The sequence below is a fragment of the Haloferax sp. S2CR25 genome (genome assembly GCF_031624535.1).
Taxonomy (GTDB): Archaea; Halobacteriota; Halobacteria; order Halobacteriales; family Haloferacaceae; genus Haloferax; species Haloferax massiliensis.
The window spans coordinates 107,235-129,970 of record NZ_JAMQOO010000005.1; the positions used below are offsets into that span (position 1 = coordinate 107,235).

21 protein-coding genes are annotated in these 22,736 nt (G+C 68.2%); 10 read left to right on the forward strand and 11 right to left on the reverse strand.

From position 1 onward, the window contains the following. Positions 1–423 precede the first annotated feature (423 nt). Positions 424–1,170 (reverse strand): helix-turn-helix domain-containing protein, encoded by a 747-nt coding sequence (locus NDI65_RS13375; RefSeq protein WP_089781071.1) that lies wholly within the window; start codon positions 1,168–1,170, stop codon positions 424–426. 235 nt (positions 1,171–1,405) lie between these two features. Here NDI65_RS13375 and NDI65_RS13380 point away from each other — a divergent pair, with 235 nt between their 5' ends. Beyond that, complete coding sequence (locus NDI65_RS13380) at positions 1,406–2,323, forward strand: DUF106 domain-containing protein (protein ID WP_167344168.1); 918 nt, start codon at positions 1,406–1,408, stop codon at positions 2,321–2,323. A gap of 104 nt (positions 2,324–2,427) precedes the next feature. Next, the gene (locus NDI65_RS13385; protein WP_089781075.1) at positions 2,428–2,832 is read left to right on the forward strand and encodes a hypothetical protein; all 405 of its coding nucleotides are present in this window, start codon (positions 2,428–2,430) and stop codon (positions 2,830–2,832) included. 24 nt (positions 2,833–2,856) lie between these two features. Here NDI65_RS13385 and NDI65_RS13390 read toward each other — a convergent pair whose 3' ends face one another. Then, a complete protein-coding gene (locus tag NDI65_RS13390; RefSeq protein WP_345784712.1) occupies positions 2,857–4,818 on the reverse strand; it encodes a chloride channel protein in 1,962 nt (653 codons plus the stop codon). Between the two features lie 75 nt (positions 4,819–4,893). Then, a complete protein-coding gene (locus tag NDI65_RS13395) occupies positions 4,894–5,259 on the reverse strand; it encodes a hypothetical protein (protein ID WP_310893735.1) in 366 nt (121 codons plus the stop codon). 301 nt (positions 5,260–5,560) lie between these two features. On the opposite strand from NDI65_RS13395, the gene NDI65_RS13400 reads away from it, so the two are divergent. The 3 genes from NDI65_RS13400 (at position 5,561) to NDI65_RS13410 (ending at position 10,470) form a co-directional block, all read left to right on the forward strand. Continuing rightward, entirely contained in the window at positions 5,561–6,283 is a 723-nt protein-coding gene (locus NDI65_RS13400; RefSeq protein WP_089781080.1) for a hypothetical protein, read from the forward strand. 161 nt (positions 6,284–6,444) lie between these two features. After that, the gene (gene secY, locus NDI65_RS13405; protein ID WP_089781287.1) at positions 6,445–7,911 is read left to right on the forward strand and encodes a preprotein translocase subunit SecY; all 1,467 of its coding nucleotides are present in this window, start codon (positions 6,445–6,447) and stop codon (positions 7,909–7,911) included. A gap of 123 nt (positions 7,912–8,034) precedes the next feature. Beyond that, complete coding sequence (locus NDI65_RS13410) at positions 8,035–10,470, forward strand: amino acid permease (RefSeq protein ID WP_310893736.1); 2,436 nt, start codon at positions 8,035–8,037, stop codon at positions 10,468–10,470. A gap of 6 nt (positions 10,471–10,476) precedes the next feature. On the opposite strand, the gene NDI65_RS13415 is transcribed toward NDI65_RS13410, so the two are convergent. Further along, positions 10,477–11,328 carry an ABC transporter permease gene (locus tag NDI65_RS13415; protein WP_089781084.1) on the reverse strand — a complete coding sequence of 284 codons (852 nt, stop codon included), beginning with the start codon at positions 11,326–11,328 and terminating at the stop codon, positions 10,477–10,479. Next, positions 11,325–12,308, reverse strand: a complete 984-nt coding sequence (locus NDI65_RS13420; protein ID WP_089781086.1) for an ABC transporter ATP-binding protein — start codon at positions 12,306–12,308, stop codon at positions 11,325–11,327. The genes NDI65_RS13415 and NDI65_RS13420 overlap by 4 nt, the downstream gene beginning before the upstream one ends. A 107-nt stretch (positions 12,309–12,415) precedes the next feature. On the opposite strand from NDI65_RS13420, the gene NDI65_RS13425 reads away from it, so the two are divergent. The 3 genes from NDI65_RS13425 (at position 12,416) to NDI65_RS13435 (ending at position 15,827) form a co-directional block, all read left to right on the forward strand. Continuing rightward, the gene (locus NDI65_RS13425; RefSeq protein WP_089781088.1) at positions 12,416–13,189 is read left to right on the forward strand and encodes a V-type ATP synthase subunit D; all 774 of its coding nucleotides are present in this window, start codon (positions 12,416–12,418) and stop codon (positions 13,187–13,189) included. Between the two features lie 68 nt (positions 13,190–13,257). After that, positions 13,258–14,046, forward strand: coding sequence for a rod-determining factor RdfA (gene rdfA, locus NDI65_RS13430; RefSeq protein ID WP_089781090.1), 789 nt, complete (start codon positions 13,258–13,260; stop codon positions 14,044–14,046). Further along, positions 14,043–15,827, forward strand: a complete 1,785-nt coding sequence (locus tag NDI65_RS13435) for an archaea-specific SMC-related protein (RefSeq protein WP_310893737.1) — start codon at positions 14,043–14,045, stop codon at positions 15,825–15,827. The genes rdfA and NDI65_RS13435 overlap by 4 nt, the downstream gene beginning before the upstream one ends. A 44-nt stretch (positions 15,828–15,871) precedes the next feature. Here the strand turns inward: NDI65_RS13435 and NDI65_RS13440 are convergent, their stop codons facing one another. Together NDI65_RS13440 and NDI65_RS13445 are read right to left on the reverse strand one after the other, a co-directional pair. Next, on the reverse strand, positions 15,872–16,600 hold the full coding sequence (locus NDI65_RS13440; protein WP_310893738.1) for a hypothetical protein: 729 nt from the start codon (positions 16,598–16,600) through the stop codon (positions 15,872–15,874). Positions 16,601–16,658: 58 nt separating this feature from the next. Continuing rightward, positions 16,659–17,270, reverse strand: a complete 612-nt coding sequence (locus tag NDI65_RS13445) for a hypothetical protein (protein WP_089781289.1) — start codon at positions 17,268–17,270, stop codon at positions 16,659–16,661. 193 nt (positions 17,271–17,463) lie between these two features. Between NDI65_RS13445 and NDI65_RS13450 the strand changes: the two genes are divergently transcribed. Together NDI65_RS13450 and NDI65_RS13455 are read left to right on the forward strand one after the other, a co-directional pair. After that, positions 17,464–17,703: a hypothetical protein gene (locus tag NDI65_RS13450; RefSeq protein ID WP_058572429.1), complete on the forward strand. Its 240-nt coding sequence runs from the start codon at positions 17,464–17,466 to the stop codon at positions 17,701–17,703. 372 nt (positions 17,704–18,075) lie between these two features. After that, on the forward strand, positions 18,076–19,374 hold the full coding sequence (locus tag NDI65_RS13455; protein ID WP_089781098.1) for an ATP-grasp domain-containing protein: 1,299 nt from the start codon (positions 18,076–18,078) through the stop codon (positions 19,372–19,374). A 30-nt stretch (positions 19,375–19,404) separates the two neighbouring features. On the opposite strand, the gene NDI65_RS13460 is transcribed toward NDI65_RS13455, so the two are convergent. From NDI65_RS13460 to NDI65_RS13475, 4 genes are all read right to left on the reverse strand, one after another. Continuing rightward, the gene (locus tag NDI65_RS13460; protein WP_089781291.1) at positions 19,405–19,848 is read right to left on the reverse strand and encodes a hypothetical protein; all 444 of its coding nucleotides are present in this window, start codon (positions 19,846–19,848) and stop codon (positions 19,405–19,407) included. 244 nt (positions 19,849–20,092) lie between these two features. Then, positions 20,093–20,524, reverse strand: coding sequence for a PIN domain-containing protein (locus NDI65_RS13465; RefSeq protein WP_089781100.1), 432 nt, complete (start codon positions 20,522–20,524; stop codon positions 20,093–20,095). Then, the gene (locus NDI65_RS13470; protein ID WP_167344169.1) at positions 20,521–20,796 is read right to left on the reverse strand and encodes a hypothetical protein; all 276 of its coding nucleotides are present in this window, start codon (positions 20,794–20,796) and stop codon (positions 20,521–20,523) included. Before NDI65_RS13470 ends, NDI65_RS13465 begins: the two co-directional genes overlap by 4 nt. Positions 20,797–20,927: 131 nt before the next feature. Continuing rightward, entirely contained in the window at positions 20,928–22,415 is a 1,488-nt protein-coding gene (locus NDI65_RS13475; protein WP_089781103.1) for a twin-arginine translocation signal domain-containing protein, read from the reverse strand. Between the last annotated feature and the right edge of the window lie 321 nt (positions 22,416–22,736).

Sequence of the window (22,736 nt, forward strand, 5' to 3'; positions counted from 1 at the left end):
TTCCGGGCCGAATCGCCGGTGAGACCGCGTCATCGTCGATGATGTGAATATACGCACGAGACGGGAACGACCGGACTGAGCACCGCCAACGACGATTCGCGTGGGGGACCGCCCACTGACGAGGACCCCCCTCCCCTCCCATGGGCAGATACTAGTCTAACTCACCCGCTGTCGAGAACCACGTCATGGCGAACACGACCGCGGGACGACTATCGGCCCGACAGTGTCCGAAGTGCGATTCAGCGACGCAGATGAGACACGGAATCGAACGCTGTTCGGACTGCGACTGGCGCGCTCCACAGGGGGCCGACTAGCGCGCGAGGCGAACGGCCGCGGCCACGGCCGCCGCCCGGTGAACGAACACCACCATGTCCGGAGTAAATCGGGGCGTCGATTATCGAACCGAATAACGAGCGGCGATGACTACAGTTGTGAATTGGAGTCCGCGTACTGGTTGAGGAGTTTCGCCTCCGCCTTCCGAAGGTGTTCGAGGAGCGTCGTCTTCGAGATATCGAGTTCGTCGGCCAGTTCCCGCGTGGTCGTCCTCCGCGGCCACGTGTAGTAGTCGCGCCGGCAGGCCAGTTCGAACACCTCGCGCTGGCGGTTCGAGAGCTTGTCCAATTGGTGCGAGACGTGGTTTTTCGCGCCGGCGACGGACGTGACCTTGGTGACGATGATTTCGGCCTCCTTCGTCTCCTCTAGCGAGTCGAGGCGTTCGCGGAGGTCAGCCCTGTCGTCGGTGTCGATGACCGGCCAGTACTCCCACCCGTCGTCGACGCGGACGGGGGCGTCGTGGACGAAGCCGTGTGACAGAAGCGAGTCGGTCATGCTGTTTTCGGGGTCGTACTCGACCATCATCTCCCGCGTCGCGTTGCCGACGTTCGACGCGTCGTTGTCGAACTCGTGTCGGGGGCTCAACTCGGAGACGGAGTCGGTGAGCCGCGACTGCTCGGTCGCGCGGACGAAGTCGTCGATATCTTCGACCCGGTCCGCGTAGACCGTGAAATGCCCCTTCACGGTGTCTTCGGGCGTGTTGTACACGGTGTGAGCGGTGAGACCGGCGTCGACGCTCTCTGTCACCTCCAGCGTCCAGCAGTCTGGATGCCGGAGTTTGAGCGTGAGTCTGGTCGGACCCGTGAGTTCGGAAGTCGGTGCGGTAACGTTCGACATACGAGACGCTTACCACCCCGTTCCGTATATATCCAACCGACCATGGGAGGCCGCGCGGTCGACAGAAGTCCCCGGTTGCCCGGCGGTTTCGGGGCGAAATCGCGTATCAAATCCGAGAACAGACTGATTGACGCGACCACGGCCCGCTAAATCGACGCCGAGTCGGCGACTGTCACCGCGGCGGGTTCCGGCGGAGGGAAGCGTTGATAACGACCGCTCGAATAGGGACGAGTGAATGCCCGCAGACTCCCTAGAGACGTTACTGGACAATCCGGCGATGCGGGAGGCGCTCTCGGTCGTCGTCGAACGGTCGAAGGAGGGAACCGAAGAACTCCGCTGGCGCGACGTGAACGACGCGCTGTCGAGCGGTCAGTGGGGTCGTCTCATCGAACAGGGCGTCCTGAGCGACGCCGCGGCCGGCGGCTTCGTCCTGTCCGACCCGGACCGAATCGCCTCGAAACTGCAGTCGCGCGACCCCGGCGCCGAGGACGGGAGCGACGACGCCGACTCGTCGTGGTCTCGGTGGGACAAGTTCGGCGCGCTCGGCGTCGTCGTCCTGTTCGCCGGCTACTGGAACGCCGGCGTCCGAAACGCGGTCGCCGGCATCGACAACGTCGTGCTCGGGGCGCTGGCGCACTCGATACCGTTCTACGCCGTGGTCATCGTCCTCGCCGCGGCGACCGGCCTCTACTCGACCGTGATGCAGGACCGGCTGAAGGACACGGAACTCCTCGAACGCCACCAAGCCCGGATGGACGACCTGAAGTCGCGCCGGGAGGCGGCGAAAGAGCGCGGCGACGACGACGCGCTCGAACGCATCGAGGCGGAGCAGATGGAGGCGATGGGCGACCAGTGGAGCGTCATGAAAGCCCAGTTCAAGCCGATGGTCTGGATAATGCTCGTCACCATCCCGGCGTTCCTCTGGATGCGCTGGAAGGTCCGCGGCGGCCACGTCGCCGCCGGTTCCGCGCACGTGATTCTCCCCCTCGTCGGCCGGGTGGGCTGGCAGGACGCCGTCTTCGGCCCCATGCCGGCGTGGATCGTCTGGTACTTCCTCTGTTCGTTCGCCGCCAGACAGCTCTGTCAGAAGTTCCTCGGAATCGACCCCTCCGGGACCTCTCGGTCGGACTCGGAGTCCACGACCTCTTCTTGAGCGACGCGAACTGCCCCTCGAAGCTCGCGTCGCGGGGGCTGTGACAACCCCTCAGTGATTTTCAAACCGGTTCGTATAAACCGACGCCGCGACGAGAGTTCGGCATGGACCGCGACGAACCCGAGCGGCGAGAGCCCAGCGACTCGCCCGCGACGACGCCCGAACTCGACGAAAGCGAGATCGAAGCGCTCGTCGAGTACGTCGAAAGCGGTCGGGCACGCGGACAGCGAGTGGAACACGGCGGCGAGGACCGAAACGGGCGGGGCGGGCGCGACGACCGTGACGGTCGCAAAGCGGCGGTAGAGCGCTTCCGCGGTCCGGACGAGGTGCTCACGCGAGTCGTGCCGCACGCGGGCTACCTCGAAATCCACAAGCGGACGCCGTGCGCCGAGGGCTGCGCGTCGTGCCCGCACGGACCCGCCGTCTACCACGTCCGGTGGGAGCGCCACCCCGGTGGAGAGGACCGACTCCACTGGGTCCTCATCGGTCCCGAGGTCGGCGCGAACTGATTTTCCGCCGGCTCGGCGGTCGGCTCAGCGGTCGCCCGCCGCGGTGGGGGGAGCCGCCCGCGACTCCGACTGCGTCCCCTCGTCGCCTCGGCGACAGCGCATCGGTTCGACCGCCGACTCGATGGGGATGTCGTCGTAGGCGTCGAGCACGTCGCTCCGGGTGACGATGCCGACGACCGTCGCGCCGTCGACGACCGGAACGCGACCCACGTCGGCGGCCTCCATCGCGTCCACGACGTGGAGGAGGTTGCTGTTCGGCGTCGTCGTGACGACGGTCCGCGTGCCGACGTCCTCGACCGGCGGGTCCGCCGCTGGGTCGTCGTCGCCGTCGAGGGCCTCGATGTTCTCGGTCAGGTACTCCTGTGCGTCGCTCTGGACGACGATACCCGCGAGCGACTCGTCCGCCTCGACGATGGGAAGCCCGCCGTGGTCGGTGTCGCGGAGCCGGTTGACGGCCTCCGAAAGCGGCGTTCCGACTTGGACGGTGTCGACGGCGGTCGTCATCACGTCGGCGACGTGTACGTCTTCGATGCTCCCGATGCGGCGCTCTTGGACCGTGTAGCCGAGGTCGCGGAGCTTCTGCGTGTAGATGGTACTGCCGTTGAGGAGGTAGCTCGCGATTTCGCTCCCGACGACGCTGACCATGAGAAGCGGGAGGATGATGGTGTACTGGCCGGTGAGTTCGAAGATGATGATGATGGCGGTGAGCGGCGCGCCCGCGGTGGCGGCGAAGATGCCGCCCATCCCGACCAGCGCGTACGCGCCCGAGGGGGCCGTCCCGGGGACGAGCGCGTGGACCGCGAGGCCGAACGCGCCGCCGACGGTGGCACCCACGAACAGCGACGGCGAGAACACGCCGCCCGAACTCCCGCTGCCGACCGACAGCGAGAAGCCGACCGCCTTGAGCACCGCCAGCGCGACGAGCGCGCCGAAGAGGAAGCCGCCGTCGATGCTCCGGTGGACGACGCCGTAGCCGACCCCGAGGAGGAGTCCGGCGGCCTCCCCCGGCGCGACGCCGAGGACGACGGTCCCGACGAGGACGCTCACGCCGAGCAGCAGTCCGCCGAGCGCGGGCTTGAGATAGCCCGGCGCGTCGAGGCGCTCGAAGAAGTGCTCGACGCCGTAGAGCAGTTTCACGAGGCCCGCGCCGACGAGGCCGACGACGACCCCCAAAAGCAGGTAGATGGGGAGTTCGACCGCCGGCGTCACCAGCTGGTAGGACGCGGGCACGAGGAACTCGCGGATGCCGGGCGTCGGCGAGAACTCCAGAATCGGGCGGGCGACCGCCGTCGCCGTCAGCGCGGCGAGGACGACCGTGATGACGTGGCCGAGGTAGTACTCCGCGAGGAGGATTTCGAGCGCGAACATGATGCCCCCGATGGGCGTGTTGAACGTGCCCGCGATGCCGGCGGCCGCCCCCGCGGCGACGAGCGTCCGCGTGTGCCGCGACCGGACGAACCGGCCGAAGAACGACCCGGCGGCGCTCCCGATCTGGATGATTGGTCCCTCGCGGCCGAGCGACGCCCCGCTCCCGATGGCGACGCTCGACGCGAGCGTCTTGTAGAGGGCGATTTTCGGGCTGATGCGACCGCCGCGGTTCAGCATCGCGTCGAGGACGCTCGGCACGCCGTGACCCTTGACCGCGTCGGTCGTGAGCAGGACGACGACGCCGACGAGGAGGCCGCCCAGCGCGGGGATGGCCGCGTAGCGGAGCGGCCCGAGCGGGGACAGGAGGTCGAAGGCGTTGGTCACGGGCACGAGCGCGAACGAGACGTTCCCCGGGTTGAGCGAGGTGCCGTAGAGCAGTTCCTGAACGACCCAGATGCCGACCCGGAAGACGACGGCTCCGAGCCCGGCGACGACGCCGATAGCGACCGCTAGCACGTTCATCGCGATGTCTTCGTACCGCGGTTCGACCTCCGCCGTCTGTATCGCCCTGCGGGCCCGCGCGCGCAGGGTAGACTCGTCGCTCACGTCTTGGGGCATCCGAGTCAATCTTGCGCGATAGGGTGTTTGTCAGTTTCGTTTCGAACACCGACTGGCGAGCGGCCGCGAAGCGGGTCAGGGGGTGGCACGCGCGAGCGCGGCGTGCGTCGCGACGACGCAGCCGCCCGCGGCGACGCCGACCCACATCAGGATATGACCCGCGCCGAGGTCGAACGACACGCCGACGAGCCACAGACCGATGAGGACGCCCGCGGAGTTGGTGGGGTAGGAGAGGCCGCCACGCGCCGCGAGCTGCAGCAGGCCGGTACAGGCGACGCCCAACAGGAGGACGCTGACGACGGCGTCGTCGCCGACCTCCGCCGAGGGGCCGCGGAACACGACGGCCGCGGCGGCGAGCGCCGCCGCCGACGCGAGGTCGACGCCGAGCGTCGTTCGCGCGAGCGAGCGTTCGACCGGCAATCGGGGCTGTGTACTCGTCATGGTTGTCGAGCGCGCACCCGCCGACGCGATGCCGAAACAAGGGGACTGCGTCGGATGGGGTGTCGCGTGTCGAAGCGGTCAACGGTGGCGACACCGGGCAGGCTAAACCACCGAGGGGTGCTATCGGATCGAAGACGATGGGTAGCGGTTGGCCGCTTCGTGGCCGTGGAACACGGCAATCGGGGGTTTCGCGTGGACGCTTATAGTCTTTTTCAAGGAGTAACGCTCTGAAACAGCAGACAACCACTAAGCGATTGCCAAACCGAAAACGACACCGCGACTGCCCGACCACAGCACACCGATGAACCGCGATTCCGTCGCCCGTCTCACTCGCCTCGTCACCGCGCTCGGAGCCGTCCTCGTCCTCCTCGGACTCGCCGTGCAGGTCACGACGCTTCGACTCGGACTACCGCATCCCCCGTGGGAGCTACAGGCCGCGAGCGACGCCGAGGTGCTGGGCGTCGGCCTCTGGTGGGTCGCCGTCGCCACCCGACTCGTCGGGCCGCGTCGCACTCGGCGGCGCGTCGGCCCGGAACGCGACCCGACGCGCCACGCGGTCTACGTCACTCGCGGACTGCTCGACGCGCTGTTGGACCGGGCGGCGCGCGCCGAGCCGAGCCGCGAATCGCTGTCGCTCGGAACGACCGCCGCGGGCGAGTTAGACGGGGCGGAGTCGCTCGACGCGACCCGACCGGTGTTCAGCCACTTCGTCCACCCGAGCGCCGGCGCGGCGGTCCGGGGCGTCTTCGGCGTCGACCTCTCGACTGCGCCGGGGCGGACGCCGGGGCAGTTCGTCTCGCACCCGTGGGGGCCGCTGGCGGCGACGAAGCGCGACACGCTCCGCGAGGTCGTCCTCGTCGCGGTCCCGCCGTGGGACGACGACTGCGTGGCCGCGTTCGACCGGGCGGGGCGGCGGCGTCCGCTCCGCGTCGTCGACGCCGAACCGCGGGAGTCGTTCGACGAGTCGGTTCCGACGGCCGGTTCCGCGGCGTCCCCGTCGGCACCGACGTCGGCGGACGGATAGTCACCGCATCGATACAGTTATACGCGACGACTGGCCACGACTGATTGAACCGCCGATTCGCGAGCACAGCGACGGCGTCCCGTGCGGACGCCGCTCGCGTAGTGACGACGCCGGTCGGCGCGACAGACCATGCAATCGCCAACAGCCACTCGCACTCGACCATGAGTTGGAAAGACACCGCAGCACCGGTTCTGAGTCGGATGCCCGCCGTGGCCCGCCCGGAGGGCCACGTCCCGTTCCGCCGAAAGCTCGGCTGGACCGCCGGCATTCTCGTCCTGTACTTCTTCCTGACGAACGTCACGCTCTTCGGCGTCGGGACGGGGAGTCAGGACATCTTCGGGCAGTTCCGCTCCATCCTCGGCGGGGGACAGGGGACCATCCTCCAGTTGGGTATCGGTCCCATCGTCACCGCGAGCATCGTCCTCCAACTGCTACAGGGCGGGGACTTGCTCGGCCTCGACACGGACGACCCGGGCGACCAAATCCTCTATCAGGGCCTCCAGAAACTGCTCGTCTTCGGGATGATCGCCCTCCAAGGCCTCCCCATCGTCTTCGCCGGGGGCTACCTCCCGGCCGACCCGGCGGTCGCGAGCGCCCTCGGCGTCGGAGCGGTCGGCGTGAAGTGGCTCATCTTCGCGCAGATATTCGCCGGCGGCGCGCTCGTGCTGTTCATGGACGAGGTCGTCAGCAAGTGGGGCGTCGGCTCCGGCGTCGGCCTGTTCATCATCGCCGGCGTCAGCCAGCGTCTCGTCGGCGGCCTCTTCGCCGACCCCGCCATCGGCGCGTCGACGACCGGCATCGTCTCCGAGTGGGTCCACGTCCTCGCCGGGACCGAGACGGTCCCGTCGCTCGCGACGGCGGGCGGGATACAGGCGCTCCTGTTCGGCGTGGGCGGCATCGTCCCGCTCCTCACGACGCTTCTCATCTTCGGCATCGTAGTCTACGCCGAGAGCGTCCGCGTCGAGATTCCACTCTCGCACGCCCGCGTGAAGGGCGCTCGCGGCCGCTTCCCCGTGAAGCTCATCTACGCGAGCGTCCTGCCGATGATTTTCGTCCGCGCGCTGCAGGCGAACGTCCAGTTCCTCGGGCGCATCCTCAACAGCCAGTGGGCCGGCATGCCGGCGTGGCTCGGCCAGTACACGAGCGGACAGGTCACCGGCGGCCTGTTTTACTACCTGAACCCGATTCACGCGCCCAGCCAGTGGATGTGGTGGCTCGGGTCGGCGTCGCAGGAGCCGTGGCAGATTCTCGTCCGCGTCGTCATCGACCTGACGCTGATGCTCGTCGGCGGGGCCATCTTCTCCATCTTCTGGGTCGAGACCGCCGACATGGGGCCGGAAGCGACCGCGCGGCAGATTCAGAACTCCGGGATGCAGATTCCCGGCTTCCGCCGCAACCCCCAGGTGATAGAGCGGGTCATGGAGCGGTACATCCCGCAGGTGACGGTCGTCGGCGGCGTCCTCGTCGGCCTGCTCGCCGTCATGGCGAACATGCTCGGCACCATCGGCGGCGTCTCGGGGACCTCGCTCCTCCTCACGGTCTCCATCACGTACAAGCTGTACGAGGAGATCGCCGAAGAACAGCTCATGGAGATGCATCCCATGATGCGGACGATGTTCGGCGGCTAGCGCGCCGAGCCGCACCCGGTCGAAAGAGACCCGTATTCTGCGGGTGAGAACCCGGCGACGACGGCTCGAATCCGAGCCGTCACCCATCGGGGTTTTTCTGTCCGCCCTTCGAGAGTCCACCTGATGGCCGACACGCAATCGACCGCTGGGGGCGGCGACGCACCCGGAGAGGAGTCGGTGGAAACGGAACTCTCGCGCGACATGAGCCTCGCCGACATCACGTTCATCGGCGTCGGCGCGATGATCGGCGCGGGCGTCTTCGCGCTGACCGGATTCGCGGCGGGGCTGGCCGGCCCGGCGCTCACGGTGGCGTTCATACTCAACGGGCTGGTGGCGATGTTCACCGCAGTCTCCTACGCCGAGCTCGGGGCGGCGTTCCCCGAGGCGGGCGGCGGCTACCTCTGGGTGAAAGAGGCGCTGGCCGACCCCAACGGCTTCTACGCCGGGTGGATGAGCTGGTTCGCCCACGCCGTCGCCTGTGCGCTCTACGCGGTCACCTTCGGCGTCTTCCTCACCGAGTTCTTCGTGGTGTTCGCCGGCCTGCCCGACGGGTTCGTCCTGTTCGGATTGCTCGACCGCCTGCTCGTCGAGAAACTGCTCGCGGTCGTGATGGTGCTCGCGTTCGCGTACATCAACTACCGCGGGGCCGAGGAGACGGGGAAGGCGGGCGTCGTCGTCACGACCATCAAGATTCTCATCCTCGGCGTCTTCGTGGCGTTCGGCATCCTCGCGACGGTGCGCGAGCCGAACTGGACCGCGACGTTCCTCGACAGTCCGTCGTTCGCGCCGAACGGCCTCGTCGGCGTCATCGGCGCGATGGGCTTCACGTACATCGCCTTCGAGGGCTACGAGATTATCGTCCAGTCGGGCGAGGAGGTCGTCGACCCCGGCACCAACGTCCCGAAGGCGGTGTTCTACTCGATGGCAATCGTGGTCCCCATCTACGTCCTCGTCGCCTTCGCGGCCATCGGCGGCATCGACGTGACCGCCGAACTGGCGAGTCGCGCGGGGCTCACGACCGCCGCGCCGACGTGGCAGGTCCTCGGGAACCTCGGCGAACTCGGCATCATCGAGGCCGCCGGGCAGTTCGTCCCGTACGGCGTCCCGCTACTCCTGTTCGCCGGGCTCGCGGCGACGATGAGCGCGCTCAACGCGACCATCTACTCCTCGTCGCGGGTGTCGTTCGCCATGGGCCGCGACCGCGTCCTCCCGGGCTTCTTCGGGCGCATCCACGGCGACAAGCGGACGCCCCACTGGGCCATCGGCCTCTCGGCGGTCCTCATCGGCCTCATGGCCGTGTTGCTCCCCATCGAGAGCGTCGCCGCCGCCGCCGATATCATGTTCATCTTCCTGTTCATTCAGGTGAACTGGACCGTCGTCAAGATGCGGGCGACCCACCCCGACCTCCCGCGGACGTACGAGATTCCGTACATGCCGTGGCCCCCGCTCATCGGCATCGTCCTCCAGTTCATCCTGACGCCGTTTTTGCTCCTCGAACTCGGGCTGACGCCGGGGCTCGGCGCGGGGTCTGAGGGCTTCGTCGCGCTCGTGACCACGGCCGTCTGGATGGCGCTCGGGCTCGTCGTGTACTACGGCTACTCCGAGGGCAAGGAGGCCGAGAAGCTCGAAGAAGAGACCCCGACCGTCGTGACCGAACGCGCCCCCGAGCGGCGCGAGTCGCAGGTGCTCGTCCCGATTGCCAACCCCGACAACGCGGCGCAGTTGATGCGGACCGCCATCGACGTGGCCCGCGACCGCGACGCAGAGATTCTCGTGATGAGCGCCGTCGAGGTGCCGTCGCAGACGCCGATTTCGGAGGGGCGGCGGTTCGTCGACGAGAAGCGCGAGACCATCTCGTCGGTCATGGAGCTAGCGACCGACGCCGACGTGCCCGTCAGCGGGACGGTCAGGCTGGGCCACGACGCCGGGACGGCCATCCTCAACACCATCGAGGAACACGACAGCGACGTGGTGTTGATGGGCTGGCGCGGCCGGGGTCGCCGCCGCGACTACATCCTCGGGAGCAACGTCGACGAGGTCGTGACCAAGGCCCCCTGCGACGTGCTCGTCGAGCGTATCGGCCCGACGGACGGCGAGGTGGACTCGATTCTCCTGCCGACCGCGGGCGGCCCGCACGCCGAACTCGCCGCCGAGGTGTGCCGCGCCATCGCGCGGACCAACGACGCCGAGATTCACGTGATGAACGTCGTCGCGCCCGGCGCCGACGAGAGCGACCGCGAGGACGCCCAGCGCCGGGTGGATTCGACGGCCGCGGCGGTCGGCGACGACGAGGTCAGGGTGACGACCTCGGTCCGCGAGGGCGAGGACGTGTCGACGGCCATCGTCGCCGCGACCGAGGAGTTCGACCTGACGGTCATCGGGGCGACGAGAGAGGGGCTGCTCCAGCAGCTCGTCTTCGGCGCGATTCCGGAGACGGTCGGCCGCGACGCCGCGAGCACGGTCATCATGGCGAAGCGCGACCTCGGCGTCATCTCGTGGATGACGCGGTGGTTCAAGCGCCGCCGCGACGACTACCACGTCCGGAACGGCGACGAGTGAGCGGTCTCACTCGCGCCACGGGAGCAGTCGCGCCGAGAGCGCGAACAGCGCGACGGCGAAGCCGCAGAGGATAGCGAGGTCGGAGAGCGCGGTCGGGAGCTCGCCGCCGGCGACGGCGGCGCGCACGCCGCGTGCGAAGTAGGTGAGCGGGAGCGCGTCGACCACCGGGCGGAGCGCCGCCGGGAGTCTGGACGCGGGGACGAACGTGTCCGCGAGGAGGACCATCGGGATGCCGACGGCGTTGCTGGCGGCGATGACGCCGTCCTCGGAGTCCGCGAGCGAGCCGATGAGCGAGCCGAGCCCGCAGAACAGGGCGATGCCGACGACGAGAAAGGCGACGACCAGCGCGTCGCCGCCGAGCGAGGGGGCCGCGCCGAGGTCGCCGACGGCGGCGAGGACGCCGACGAGCAGGACGCCCGCGAGGCCGATGAGCGCGACGTTCACGGCCGCGTGCGCGGAGAGCCACTCCAGACGCGACAGCGGCGTCGTCGCCAACTTCTCGAAGCGTCGGGACGCCCGGTTTCGCGCGACGGTGCTCCCGACCCGCGACAGGGGCGTCAACACGACGACGACGCCGAGGTACGCGGGCAGGTAGTACGCGTCCGGGCGGGAGAACAGACCGCCGGTCGCGCCGGTCTTGACGAGGACGCCGAAGATGAGGACGATGAAGACGGGAAAGAAGAACGTGAAGAAGACGGCCGTCCGCCGCCGGAGGAACGCGCGCGTCTCGGCGACGGCCTCCGCGCGGACCCGGCGGGTCGCCTCGGCGAACCCGCGAGCCTGACTGCCGTCGGCCGCCTCTCTCGTCTCGGCCGCCGCGGCCGTCTCGTCCGCTCCGCCCGTCTCGGTCGTCGTCATCGGGTCACCTCAGCGTTCCCGGCGAGGCCCGCCGGACCGGCGCTGGCGATGCAGCCGTGGCCGCGCTCGCTGGCGAGGTTGAGGTACACGTCCTCCAGCGTCGGGCGGACGAGACTCACCTCCTCGTAGGCGATGTCGGCCGCGTCGAGGTGGTCGAGCATCGCGGTCAGGTCGTCGGGACCGGCGTCGAAAAAGCGGTACTCGTAGTCGCCGTACCGGCGGCCGTCGAGGGGCGTCGCGTCGAGGTCGAGCGCGCGGGGGCGCTCGGTCCGGACCGCGAGTCGGGTTTCGCCGCCGAAGCGCTCGACGAGGTCCCGGGGCGGGCCGACGCGGACGAGTTCGCCGTCCGTGAGGAGTCCGACGCGGTCGGCGAGGTGCTCGGCTTCGGCCATGTAGTGCGTGGTGAGCACGACGGCGGTCCCGCCGTCGGCCAGCGAGTCGACGAGGTCCCACACGTCGCGGCGGCCCGCCGGGTCGATGCCGGTGGTCGGCTCGTCCAGAAACAGGAGTTCGGGGTCGTTGACGAGCGCCGCGCCGACGCAGACGCGGCGCTGTTGGCCCCCCGAGAGGTCGGTGTAGGCGGTCGCCGCGTCCCCGGCGTCGAGGCCGACTCGGTCGAGCACCTCGTCGACCGGTCGCGGGTCCGGGTAGAGCCCGGCGTAGTAGGAGACGAGTTCGCGGCCCGTGAGCCGCCGGTGGGGCGAGAACTCCTGGGGGAGCACGCTCATCCGCGAGCGGTCGACCGCGGTCGGCGACTCGCCGAACACCCGAACCGAGCCCTCGGTCGGGACTCGCGTCCCCGTCAGCAGACCGATGAGCGTCGATTTCCCGGCCCCGTTCGGACCGATGAGACCGAACACCTCCCCCTTGCGAACGTCGAGCGACACGTCCCGAACCGCGACGGTGTCGCCGTACTGTTTCCTCACGGCCGTCGCCGTGACCGCCGGGCGCGTCGACTCGGCGGCCGCGTGTCTGGACATACTCGTGTTCGAGTCGGTAGTGACAGGGGCTTAGTCCTTGTCAAATTGGCCGGCTACGTATCGGTGACACAACTATATCAACCGTCGGGGAGACCATATCGTAGACAATGCCAAATCGGCGACACCGGCGGACGGCCCCGACGAACCGCGAACTCCTCTCGGTGACGGACGAGTTGGCTCTCGCGCGGAAGGGGAAACACATCCTCGAACGGCGGCGCGACGGCCTCATCTTCGTCCTCCTCGACCTCTTGGACCGGTGGACCGAACTCCGCCGCGAGACCGACGAGGCGTTCCGGGACGCCGCGGAGCTCCACGTGCAGGGCGCTGAGCGGGAGGGCGAAATCGCGCTTCGCGCGCTGTCGGAGGCGCGGGACTCCCACACGGAGCTCATCGTCTCCGAGACGAAGCTCGTCGGGCTGACCGTCCCGTTTTTCATGAGCACGTCGGCGCGGCGGTCGCTCGACGGGCGGGGGTACGGCGTCCTCGGCACGAGCGCGCTCGACGACGAACTCGTCGGGTCCTACGAGTCGGTCGTGGAGGACGTCGTCAGACTGGCGGAGATGCGGGCGGTCCTCCTGCGCCTCCTCGCGGAGATTCGACGGCTTCGGCTCCGCGTCAACTACCTCACCCAGCGGCTCATCCCGGAGTTGGAGGTGGAGAAACGATACATCCGGCGGTACCTCGACGAGCGCGAACAGGAAGAGCGCTTCCGACAGTTCCGGACCAAACGGCGCAACGAGCGACGGGAAGCAGAACGGCGAGAAGCGGAGCGGCAGGAAAACGAGTACCGAGAAGCCGAGCAACGGGAAGCCGAGCGACGGGAAGCCGAGCGAGGAGCGGAGACGCGACGACGAGACGAACGCGGCCGCGACGACGACTGAAACGGGGCCATCCGTCCGCCAAGCGTAGTCTTATTACCGTCGCGCCACCAGTTTCGTGCAACGAGACAATGTGCAAGGTCGACGTGGCAATCGAACGGTACGGGCTCGCCGCGCCGACCGGCAGGTACGACTCCATCGACGACTATCTGCTGGCGCGGTGGACCGGGGCTGACGGCGGCGAAAGCGAGGGGTACAAGTCGCTCACGACGTGGTTCAACAAGCGACTGCTCGCGCGCGTCTACGAGCGGAACGGTCGCGACGTGACCGACGTGCGCCTCGACGCGGAGTACGAGGCCCTCGTCGGCGACGACGACCTCGACTACGGCGACGTGGCCGCCGACCTCGCCACCGACGGCATCGACGCCGACGAGCTGACGGGCGCGATGGCGTCGTGGAGCACGATGCGACGCCACCTCAACGACTGTCTCGACGGCGAGAAGCCGACCGTCGAGGCGTCCTCGGACTGGGAGCGAAACAGCGTCGACATCGCGCGCGAGACGGTCAGACAGAAAGCCGAGTCGGCGCTCGCGTCCCTGGGGAAGAAAGGGCGACTCGCCGGAGCCGGAGACGCCGGCGTCGACGTGCAGGTGAAGGTGTCCTGCGCGGAGTGCCCGACGCGGGTCCCGCTCGAAGACGCGCTCGACCGCGGGTTCGTCTGTCAGGAGCACCACGTCGGTGCCGACGAGATGGCCGAGGAGGCCGTCCGCGAGACCGGCGTCGCGCCCGACGGCGGGGCCGACTCGGGCGGGCGGCTCCGGGCGGTGCTCCCCATCGGTGCGCTCTCCAGCGCCGGCCTCGCGCTCGGCGAGTTCTCCGGGGCGGCGCTCGAACTCGTCGCGGCCGTCGGAATGGCATGAGCTGGCGGCTCGACGTGGAGAACGTCGCCGGGATTCGGCGCGGGAGCGCGACGCTCGAACCGGGGTTGAACGCCGTCCGCGCGAGCAACTGGCAGGGGAAATCGAGCTTCCTCGCCGCGATAGCGACCGCCCTCGGGACGGCGTCGCCGCTGACCGAGGGCGCGACCGAGGGGCGCGTCTCGCTTTCGACCGACGAACGGGAGTGCGCGGTCGAGTTGACCCGAGACGGGGGGCGCGTCCGGACGACCGGGGAGCCGTATCTGTCCGACGAGGCCGACCGCGTCTGCGCCGACCTGTTCGCGTTCCTCGGCGAGGAAAACGAGATTCGGCGGGCCGTCCGCGAGGGCGACGACCTCGAACCCCTCCTGACGCGACCGCTCGACTTCGAGGACATCGACGCGAACATCGCCGAGGCGCGCCGCGAGCGCGACCGGGTCGACGAGGCGCTCTCCGAGGCCGAAGACGCCGCCGACCGCCTGCCGACGCTCGTCTCGCGGGTGTCGGAACTCGAAGCCGAGGTCGAGGAGTTGGAGGCGAAGCGCGCGGCGTCCGCGGACGCCGCCGGCGGGGACGAGACGCGCGAGGCGCTCAGCGACGCCCGCGCGGAGCGCTCCCGCGTCCAGAGCCGAATCGACCGGCTCGAATCGACCGCCGAGCGGGTGCGAGAACAACTCGAATCGAGCCGCGAGGAACTCGACGGACTCGACGTGGAAGACGACGAGGAACTGGCGCGCGAACTCGACGCGGCGAAGCGGGAACTCCACCGACAGGAACGCGATATCGAACTCCTGCGTGGCGTCTACGACGCGAACCGCCGCGTCGTGGCCGAAGACCGGACCGAACTGCTGACCGACGTGACACACGGCATCGTCGACGACGAACTCGCGTGTTGGGTCTGCGGTGCCGAGACGGACGCGTCGTCGGTGACCGAGCGGCTCGACGAGCTCGCCGAGCGTATCGAACGCCGAACCACGGCGGCCGAAGCCAGCCGAGAGCGCGTCGAGGAACTCACCGAGCGCGTCGAGACGCGCGAGAAGCGACGGCGGCGCGAACGGGAGCTTCGGACCGAAGTTCGGGAGCTACGCGAGCGCCGGTCGGACCTCGAACGCCGCCTCGACGACGCGCGCGAACGCGACGCCGAACTCGCCGAGCGCATCGACGACCTCCGCGAACGAATCGAATCAGACGTCGGACAGGTGACCGATATCGAAAGCGATCTGAAGTACGCGAAAGCGCGTCTCGACGACGCGAAATCAGAGCTCGAATCTGTAGAGACAAAAGCCGAAACGCTCGAATCACTGCGTTCACAGCGACAGTCGCTCACCGAGGAGATAACCCGTCTCCGGCGGCGGAAACAAGAGGTAAAGAAAGAGACACAAGACGCGTTCGACGCCTCGATTCGGGATATCGTCCCGCTGTTCGAGACGGGGTTCGAGAGCGCGCGGCTGACGAGCGAGTTCGAACTGGTCGTCGCCCGCGACGGGCGCGAGGCGTCGCTCGACGCGCTCAGCGAGGGCGAGGTCGAACTCCTCGGACTGGCGACGGCGCTGGCGGGCTACGAGGCGTTCGACGTGGGAGAGCGCGTGCCGGTCATGCTCGTGGACCGCCTCGGCGGCATCGCCGACGAGAACCTCGGTCGGCTGACCGACTACCTCTCCGGGAGAGCGACGTATCTCGTCATGACGGCGTATCCCGAACACAGCGCCGTCGAGGGCCGCGACATCGACCCCTCGGACTGGTCGGTCGTCTCGGACTCGGCCGCCGCAAAGGGAGCCGAGTAGCCCCCGATTCGACGGCGTTGGGGCGTGTTCGGTACCCGCGGTCCTCACTCCAGCGCGAGCGAGAACCCCCACGTCGCTTCTTGCCGCTCGTCGTCAGACCCCGAGAGCCCGCCGGTGGCGAAGTCCGCCTCGAAGCGGAACTCGCCGACCGGGAGACAGCTCGCTTCTTCTTTCTCGGACTGGGCGACGCCGTAGAGGTCCACCAGTTCCGACCGGGACTCGCCGGGTTCGAGCGAGAGAACCCGGTACTCATCGGTCACGGCGATGTGGTCTTCGAGCCGCCAACAGCCCGCCTCGGCGGGGTACTCGCCGTCCGCGGGGAGGAAGATGAGGTCGTTCGTCGTGTCCGAGACGTACTGGAAGAAGACGGTTCTCCCCTCGCCGACCTCGACCGTCTCGTCGCCGGTGTTCGTCAGCGTGATGCGGACCTGCGGCGGGTGCTCGTCGGTCGCGAGGTCCTCCGTTATCTCGACGTCGTGTTCGACGGGCACGTCGGGCGCGTCGTCGACGCCGACCAGCGAGATTCCGGGGCCGCCGGACGGGCGGGTGCCGCCGGTCCCGTCGTCGGTGCCGTTTCCGTCCGGGAGGTCGTCTGTCGTGTCCGTCGGCTCGTCGGTCGTCGTCTCGCCGTCGGTCGTCGTTCCGTCGTCAGTCGTCGTCTCGCCGTCGGTCGTCGTTCCGTCGTCCGACCCACCGTCGCCGACACAGCCTGCGAGGAGGCCGAACGAGAGGAGGGCGGTCGAACCGAGGAAGGTGCGTCGTGTCAGGGACATACTCGGTAATCGTCGCGGACGGGAATAACCCTACGCGAGAGTCAAATCGCGATTTGAGTCACGGGGCGGCGTCGCGGTGGCGGCGGTAGTGCTCCCACTCCGCGTCGGTGCCGTAGTGGACGACCAAGTCGGTCGCCGTCTGCTCGGCGACGCCCGACGCGCGCCTGAGCGCGGCGGTGTCGCGTTCGAGCACCGCGGCCGCGACGGCGTCCGCGCTCCCGAAGTGGTCGAACAGCGCCCGCGAGACGCGGTCGCCGGCGTTGGGAACCGGCGCGCAGGCCGTCCGGATGCGCGCCCGCTCGGCCCGGTCGTCCACGCGCTCGACCCACGTCTGGGCCCACGCGGCGACCGCCTCGCGCTCGTCGTCCGACGCCGGCGGCTCGAACTCGCGGAGCGAGTCGTCGACGAGGCCGCCGAACCGGGCGGAGACGGAGAGGCCACCCGGATGCGGGAGGACGTGCACGCCCAGCGAGTCGCCGGGGTCGATGCCGACGAGCACCGCGGGGACGGCCTTCTCGAAGCGGAGCGCGAAGTTCGCCGGCCGCGGCTCGCCGGGCGGGTAGATGACCCACTCGTCGCTCGGCAGCTCGACGCGCTCCGGAAGCCAGCCGAGCTCGTCGCTCTCTGAGGGGGCGTCGTCGTCGGTCGCCGGGTCTGTGTCGCGGGTCACGTCGATGTTCTCGGTCACCGGCGTCGCGGAATCGACGCCGTTCGTCGCGTGGAGGGTCCGAGCGGGCGCTGATAATTCACGCGGTTGCGACTGCCGTTCGACCCGGAGTGTCAGTCGCGGCGACCGATTGCGGCCACAACACGCGATTACTCACACCCGGTCGCTCAAGTATGTCGAGCACGAACGCGATTCTATGCCCGTCGTAGAAGTCAATCTCCCGGACGAACTGCTCGTCGAGTTCGAACAGCTCGTCGACGAAGAGTTCATCAGCGAAGAACAGGCCGTCGAGGAGCTCCTCTCGATGGGAATGGACGCCTACGGTGCCCCCGTCGACGACGAGGGCGGCGTCCAGTCGGACTTCGTCCAGAGCGCCCAGAACAACCTCTTCGACACCGCGGGCGACCCCGGCGGCCTCGACGACGACGTGCTCTGAGGCCGCCCGCCGCCTGAGGCGTCGACTCGCTCGGCACCGCGCCGAACTGTTCTTCTGTCGAGAGCGCCTGCCTCGCCGACTCGGCAGGTCATCGAGCGGCGCGGCAGTCTCGCCAACACCCCGGTATGCTGTGGATAACCGACCCGAAACCGTCGAATTTCTCGACTATCAGGAATCGAATCCGGTCCGTCGCGTTCGAACCCACAGGTCGGTCACCGGCGCGACGTTTGCGCGGCGGCGCGGTCCGGTCCCGTCTCGGGCGGACGCCGGCGCGCCGGCCACCGAGTCGGGCGTGGCGAACCCGTCCCCGTCTTCGGCCCCGAATCCGTTAGCGGACCCATACTAATTCGGTCATCGCGCGACGGTTCAGGTATGTCCAAGCGCGCGCACGCCCGGGGTTCGGTACTCGTTCCGTCGGGCAACTACACCTGCGTCCGGTCGCTCGGCGAACGGGGCATCCACACGGTCATGGCCTCCGAACACGACGACACGCCGGCGGCCTCGTCCCGATTCTGCGACGAACTCGTCCGCATCCCCGCCCCGAAAGACGACCTCGTGGCCTACAAGGACGCCCTCGTCGGCATCGCCGCCCGACCGGACGTGAAGACCGTCATCCCGACGCGGCCCGAAGACGGCTACGTCTTCTCGAAGTACCGCGACGAGTTCGAGCGATACGTCGACCTCGTCGTCCCCGACTTCGAGACGCTCCGCCGGGTCCACGACCGAAAGCTCCTCTACGAGGCCGCCGTCGAGGCCGGCGTTCCCATGCCGCGGACCCGCCTGTTCAGCGAAATCGAGTCGTTCGACGAGCCCTCGATTATCAAGCCGCGGTACAACGTCGTCGCCGGCGAGTACGTCGACGGCTACGACCCCCACGAGTACGACATCGTCAAGAGCGTCCACCACGTCCGACCCGGCGACCGCCCGGACAGAGACGAGATATTCGCCGAGATGAAACACGACCCCATCGTACAGGACTACGTCCCGACCGAGGACAAGTTCATGTTCGCGGCGCTGTACGACCACGGCGAACCGCTGGCGACGTTCCAGCACCTCCAGATTCGCGGGAACTCCTACACCGGCGGCGGCGGCGTCTACCGGACCTCGGTGTACGACCCGGAACTCGAATCCGTCGCGCGGAAGCTCCTCGGCCACATCGAGTGGCACGGCCTCGCGTGCATCGAGTACCTCAAGGACGCCGAGACGGGCGAGTTCAAACTCATCGAAATCAACCCCCGGATGTGGCAGTCGCTCCCCTCGACCGTCCGCGCCGGGGCCGACTTCCCGTACTACTACTGGCTGCAGGCGACCGGGCAGAAACACCGCATCGAACCGGGGTACGAACTCGGCGTCGGCACCCACTACCTCTGGGGCGAACTCGGTTACGTGATGAGCGTCCGCCGCGACGACTCGCCGCTCGTCGAGCGCCCGTCGTTCCTCAAGACCGTCTGGGAGGTCGCGTCGTCCATCTACCGCGAGCCGAGATTCGACCTCGCGCGCCTCGACGACCCGGTCCCCTTCGCCCGCTACGTGCACCACGCGCTGTTCAACCGCGGCGACGACGAAGGCGCGGAGGAATCGACCGCCGACCACGACCGCGGCGGCGACGAATCGGAAGAGCCGAGGACCGGCATCACGCTGACGCCGGGACTCAACTTCAGGGGTCGCTGAGCGGACCGCTCTTTTTTCGGTCGGCGCTCGTCAGGAGCACGCCTTCGCACGCTCGTGATACCACCCGCCGAACGCGCCGAGTGGAACGACCAACCAGCCGGCGACGATGACGGCGAAAACCACGCTCACAGGCAGCATGACGGCGATGAAGACCGCTGCCTCTCGGAGGACCATCTCACCGCGGGCGAGGTTCGAGACGCCGACGAGGAGAGCGGGGGCGAACGCGCCGGTAACGAGGCTCCCAAACGCAGTCAACCCGCCGAAAACAGCGCCGTACCACTGACGGTCTTCGTTGGCTCGCAGCCGTCGCCAGAGCAGCGTGCCCACGATAAACGAGGTCGGTATCGCTACCGGGACGGCCACCAGTCCGAGACCGAAGACGAACCCGAGTGTCCCGTTCATCGCGCCGACGAGAGTCAGCAGCCCCGCAGCACCGAACCAGAGGGTGATTGCCAACAACCCGGTTGCAGCCATCGCTATCCCGCCTCCGACGTCGTTTCGCCCGGCGTACGGGAGCCGTCCGGGACCGTACCGATAACAGAGCCGAACCATAGATCGAACTGCGGCGCACATCCCGATAAATGTTATTGCGGATACATTTTTCAGTTTGCAGCGGACCCGAGGGACCGGTATCACGCTGACGCCGGGACTCAACTTCAGGGGCCATTGAGCGGACCGCTCTTTTTTCGGTCGGCGCTCGCCGTGGCGCTGTTGAAACCTAGCGGTACCCCGGTTCGATGCGGTCGACGAGCCCATCGAAATCCGTGTCGAAACTCAACACGGCGTCGATGCCACGCGACTCACACAGAGAGACGATGGTCGCATCGGTGAAGCTGAGGTCGTGGTCCTCGTATCGACGGAGCGTCTCCAGCGACGCCCGGACGTCGTCCGGTTCGACGTGAACCATCTCGAACACGTTCGGAAACGGTTCCTCGCCGAGAATACGACCGGCGACGGTATCCGCTGCCTCGAACGAACCCGTTCGAGCGCGCGTGAGCGTCACCGTCTCGTCGAGGACGTAGTCGTTCGTGTACGGTTGTCCGAACTCCCCGTCGAACAGTTCGTCGAATGCGCTAACCGCCTGGTCGTGCCGGTCGGCATCCGTATCGTGGTGCGCAAAGAACACGCCGGTGTCGACGAAGACGCTCATCCGTACAGCACGTCGTCGATGTCCTCTTCCGTCGTCGTGACGCCGGACGAGACCATCCCGTCGTGGAACCGCTCGCGCTCGGATTCTGAAAGCGGGACGCGCTTCTCGCGGAACGAGTCGATGAGGTCAGCCTTGGACTCGACGGCGTTCTCGACGAGCCGTGCCAAGACTTCCTGCTGCGTCACTCGCGTCCCGGTCTTGAGCCGAATCTCGGCCTGTAACCGTTCGAGACGGGATTTCGTGTCGTCGTCCATCTTTACCGACGTGGCCATGTTCGCTGGTAGAACATACTACTGGGTAAGGTTTGCTACTGTTCTGACCGGTGAGACGGGGAGTTGCTGAACGCGTCCGCTACGTCTTGCACGCACCCTCGGCGAGAGCTGGGACACCCGACCGCGGCGAACTACCGACGAGTGGGAGTTCCGAGAGGCCCTTCGCCGACGCGCGGGCTCACGTCGCGGAACGCGCAGGTCGCGGTGTAGGTCACGTCGTCGAGGGCGAGTTCGACGCCGCGGGTCCGGGTCGGCGGGCCGCTGACGTTGATGCTGGTGTTTTCGATGGAGCAGCCCGACGCGCGGTCGACGAGCACGCCGCCGACTCGACCGTTCGGCAGGTAGATGCAGCTATCGACGATGCGGGAGCCGTTTCGGTTCTTGTCGACGACGACCGCAGAGCCGTAGGGCTGACTCTCGCACGCCCCCGAGATGGTGACGTTTTCGAGGACCATCCCCCACGGCTCGCGCGCGATGTCGGTGTCGACCGGCCCGGCGTGGATGGTCTGGACGCCGGTGTCGTTGACGATGCGGCAGTTACGCATCGTGAAGCCGCCGTGGCTCCCGTAGGTCGGGACGGTGATGATGCCCGGCGAGGAGGGACTCGACCGGAAGATGAAGTCGCAGTCCTCGATGAGGACGCCCGTGTACCCGTGGCCCGTCGAGTCGATGCGGAGGCCCTCGGGGCTGTCGAGTCGGTCCCCCTCGCGCGCGTGCTCGTTGAGGTTGTCCGCGTCGACGATGACGGTCGCGCCCTTGATCCACGAGGTCTTCGTGGGGTGGTCGCCCGCGGAGATGCGCATGTTCGTGTTGTCGTTGTTCTTGAACAGGCCACCCTCGACGCGGAGGACGCCGCGGGTGTGGGTCGCGCGGAACGACGACGACCCGAGCTGTTCGATGTGGCAGTCTATCATCCTGACCTCGCCGACGGACCGCTCGGTGATGCGAATCCCGGCGACGCCGTTCGGATAGCCGGGGAGCGCCGCGCCCTCGCGCATGTAGACGCGGCGGATGACGTTGACCCCCTCGACCGAGGTGCAGTCGAACAACAGCAGTTGGTCGCGCGCGTGGCTGTCGGTGGGGGTGCGGCCGAGCCACTCGACGTCCTCGATGAGCGCGCCGTCGTCGTTGGCGAGCCAGATGTCGGCGCTCGTGGTGTCGTCGTCGGTCTGCTGGATAGAGAAGTTCCGCAGGACGTGGTCTGTCCCGCTCGTGATGCGGAGCATCCGGAACCGCTCGCCGGGGTCCGCCGGGGGGAAGACGAACTGTACGTCCGTGTGCGAGTCGCCGAGGCCGACGAGCCGGAAGTTCGAGACGCCGCGGTCCCAGTCGTGCTCGCGGGTGATGAGGTAGTCGCCCGGCGGGAACTCGATGGCCGTGTCGTCGCCGTACGCCCCGTCGAGGATGTCGTCGACCGGCTCTTGTCCCGTCGGGTCCATCCCGAGGTCTTCGACCGCGTCGAGGACGGTGAGGTCCGGTTCGGGCGTGGGCGTCGACTCGGTTGGCGGCGTCCCGGTCGCCGTCTCGGTCGGCGATTCCTCGTCCGGCGTGTTGCACCCGGCGAGCGCGGCACCGACGCCGACCGCGCCGAGCGTCTTCAGGTAGGTTCTGCGCTTCACCGGCGGGAGACCTCCGCGCGCTCGGGATGTTCTCGGTGGCTGTCCAGCGTCCGTCGTGCATCGGAGTTGAGTCGCCGCGAAGGGCGAGATGAAAGCGGGAGAGAGAGGGACCAACGTCGGTTACACATGTTTCCAGTCAGTTGGACGGGAAAGGTGATTGGTAAACGGTGTGTAACCGCGGCTGACGGCGCGAGGGACGCGGAATCGAGGCTCGCCGGCGGCGGCGAAACGAGGGGGAGAAGACGTTCGAAAAGCCGGCCAAAATCGGCGTATTCGCTGTTCTCGACGTTTCAGTCCGAGACTACTGAAATTACGAGTCGC

Bases quoted from the DNA above. Each gene is read 5' to 3' on its own strand.
- NDI65_RS13385 (WP_089781075.1), top strand. From the start codon at position 2,428: ATGGACCGCGACGAACCCGAGCGGCGAGAGCCCAGCGACTCGCCCGCG.
- NDI65_RS13375 (WP_089781071.1), bottom strand. From the start codon at position 1,170: ATGTCGAACGTTACCGCACCGACTTCCGAACTCACGGGTCCGACCAGA.
- NDI65_RS13380 (WP_167344168.1), top strand. From the start codon at position 1,406: ATGCCCGCAGACTCCCTAGAGACGTTACTGGACAATCCGGCGATGCGG.
- rdfA (WP_089781090.1), top strand. From the start codon at position 13,258: ATGTGCAAGGTCGACGTGGCAATCGAACGGTACGGGCTCGCCGCGCCG.
- NDI65_RS13415 (WP_089781084.1), bottom strand. From the start codon at position 11,328: ATGACGACGACCGAGACGGGCGGAGCGGACGAGACGGCCGCGGCGGCC.
- NDI65_RS13460 (WP_089781291.1), bottom strand. From the start codon at position 19,848: ATGGCTGCAACCGGGTTGTTGGCAATCACCCTCTGGTTCGGTGCTGCG.
- NDI65_RS13410 (WP_310893736.1), top strand. From the start codon at position 8,035: ATGGCCGACACGCAATCGACCGCTGGGGGCGGCGACGCACCCGGAGAG.
- NDI65_RS13420 (WP_089781086.1), bottom strand. From the start codon at position 12,308: ATGTCCAGACACGCGGCCGCCGAGTCGACGCGCCCGGCGGTCACGGCG.
- NDI65_RS13465 (WP_089781100.1), bottom strand. From the start codon at position 20,524: ATGAGCGTCTTCGTCGACACCGGCGTGTTCTTTGCGCACCACGATACG.
- secY (WP_089781287.1), top strand. From the start codon at position 6,445: ATGAGTTGGAAAGACACCGCAGCACCGGTTCTGAGTCGGATGCCCGCC.
- NDI65_RS13450 (WP_058572429.1), top strand. From the start codon at position 17,464: ATGCCCGTCGTAGAAGTCAATCTCCCGGACGAACTGCTCGTCGAGTTC.
- NDI65_RS13470 (WP_167344169.1), bottom strand. From the start codon at position 20,796: ATGGCCACGTCGGTAAAGATGGACGACGACACGAAATCCCGTCTCGAA.
- NDI65_RS13400 (WP_089781080.1), top strand. From the start codon at position 5,561: ATGAACCGCGATTCCGTCGCCCGTCTCACTCGCCTCGTCACCGCGCTC.
- NDI65_RS13455 (WP_089781098.1), top strand. From the start codon at position 18,076: ATGTCCAAGCGCGCGCACGCCCGGGGTTCGGTACTCGTTCCGTCGGGC.
- NDI65_RS13440 (WP_310893738.1), bottom strand. From the start codon at position 16,600: ATGTCCCTGACACGACGCACCTTCCTCGGTTCGACCGCCCTCCTCTCG.
- NDI65_RS13435 (WP_310893737.1), top strand. From the start codon at position 14,043: ATGAGCTGGCGGCTCGACGTGGAGAACGTCGCCGGGATTCGGCGCGGG.
- NDI65_RS13390 (WP_345784712.1), bottom strand. From the start codon at position 4,818: ATGCCCCAAGACGTGAGCGACGAGTCTACCCTGCGCGCGCGGGCCCGC.
- NDI65_RS13395 (WP_310893735.1), bottom strand. From the start codon at position 5,259: ATGACGAGTACACAGCCCCGATTGCCGGTCGAACGCTCGCTCGCGCGA.
- NDI65_RS13425 (WP_089781088.1), top strand. From the start codon at position 12,416: ATGCCAAATCGGCGACACCGGCGGACGGCCCCGACGAACCGCGAACTC.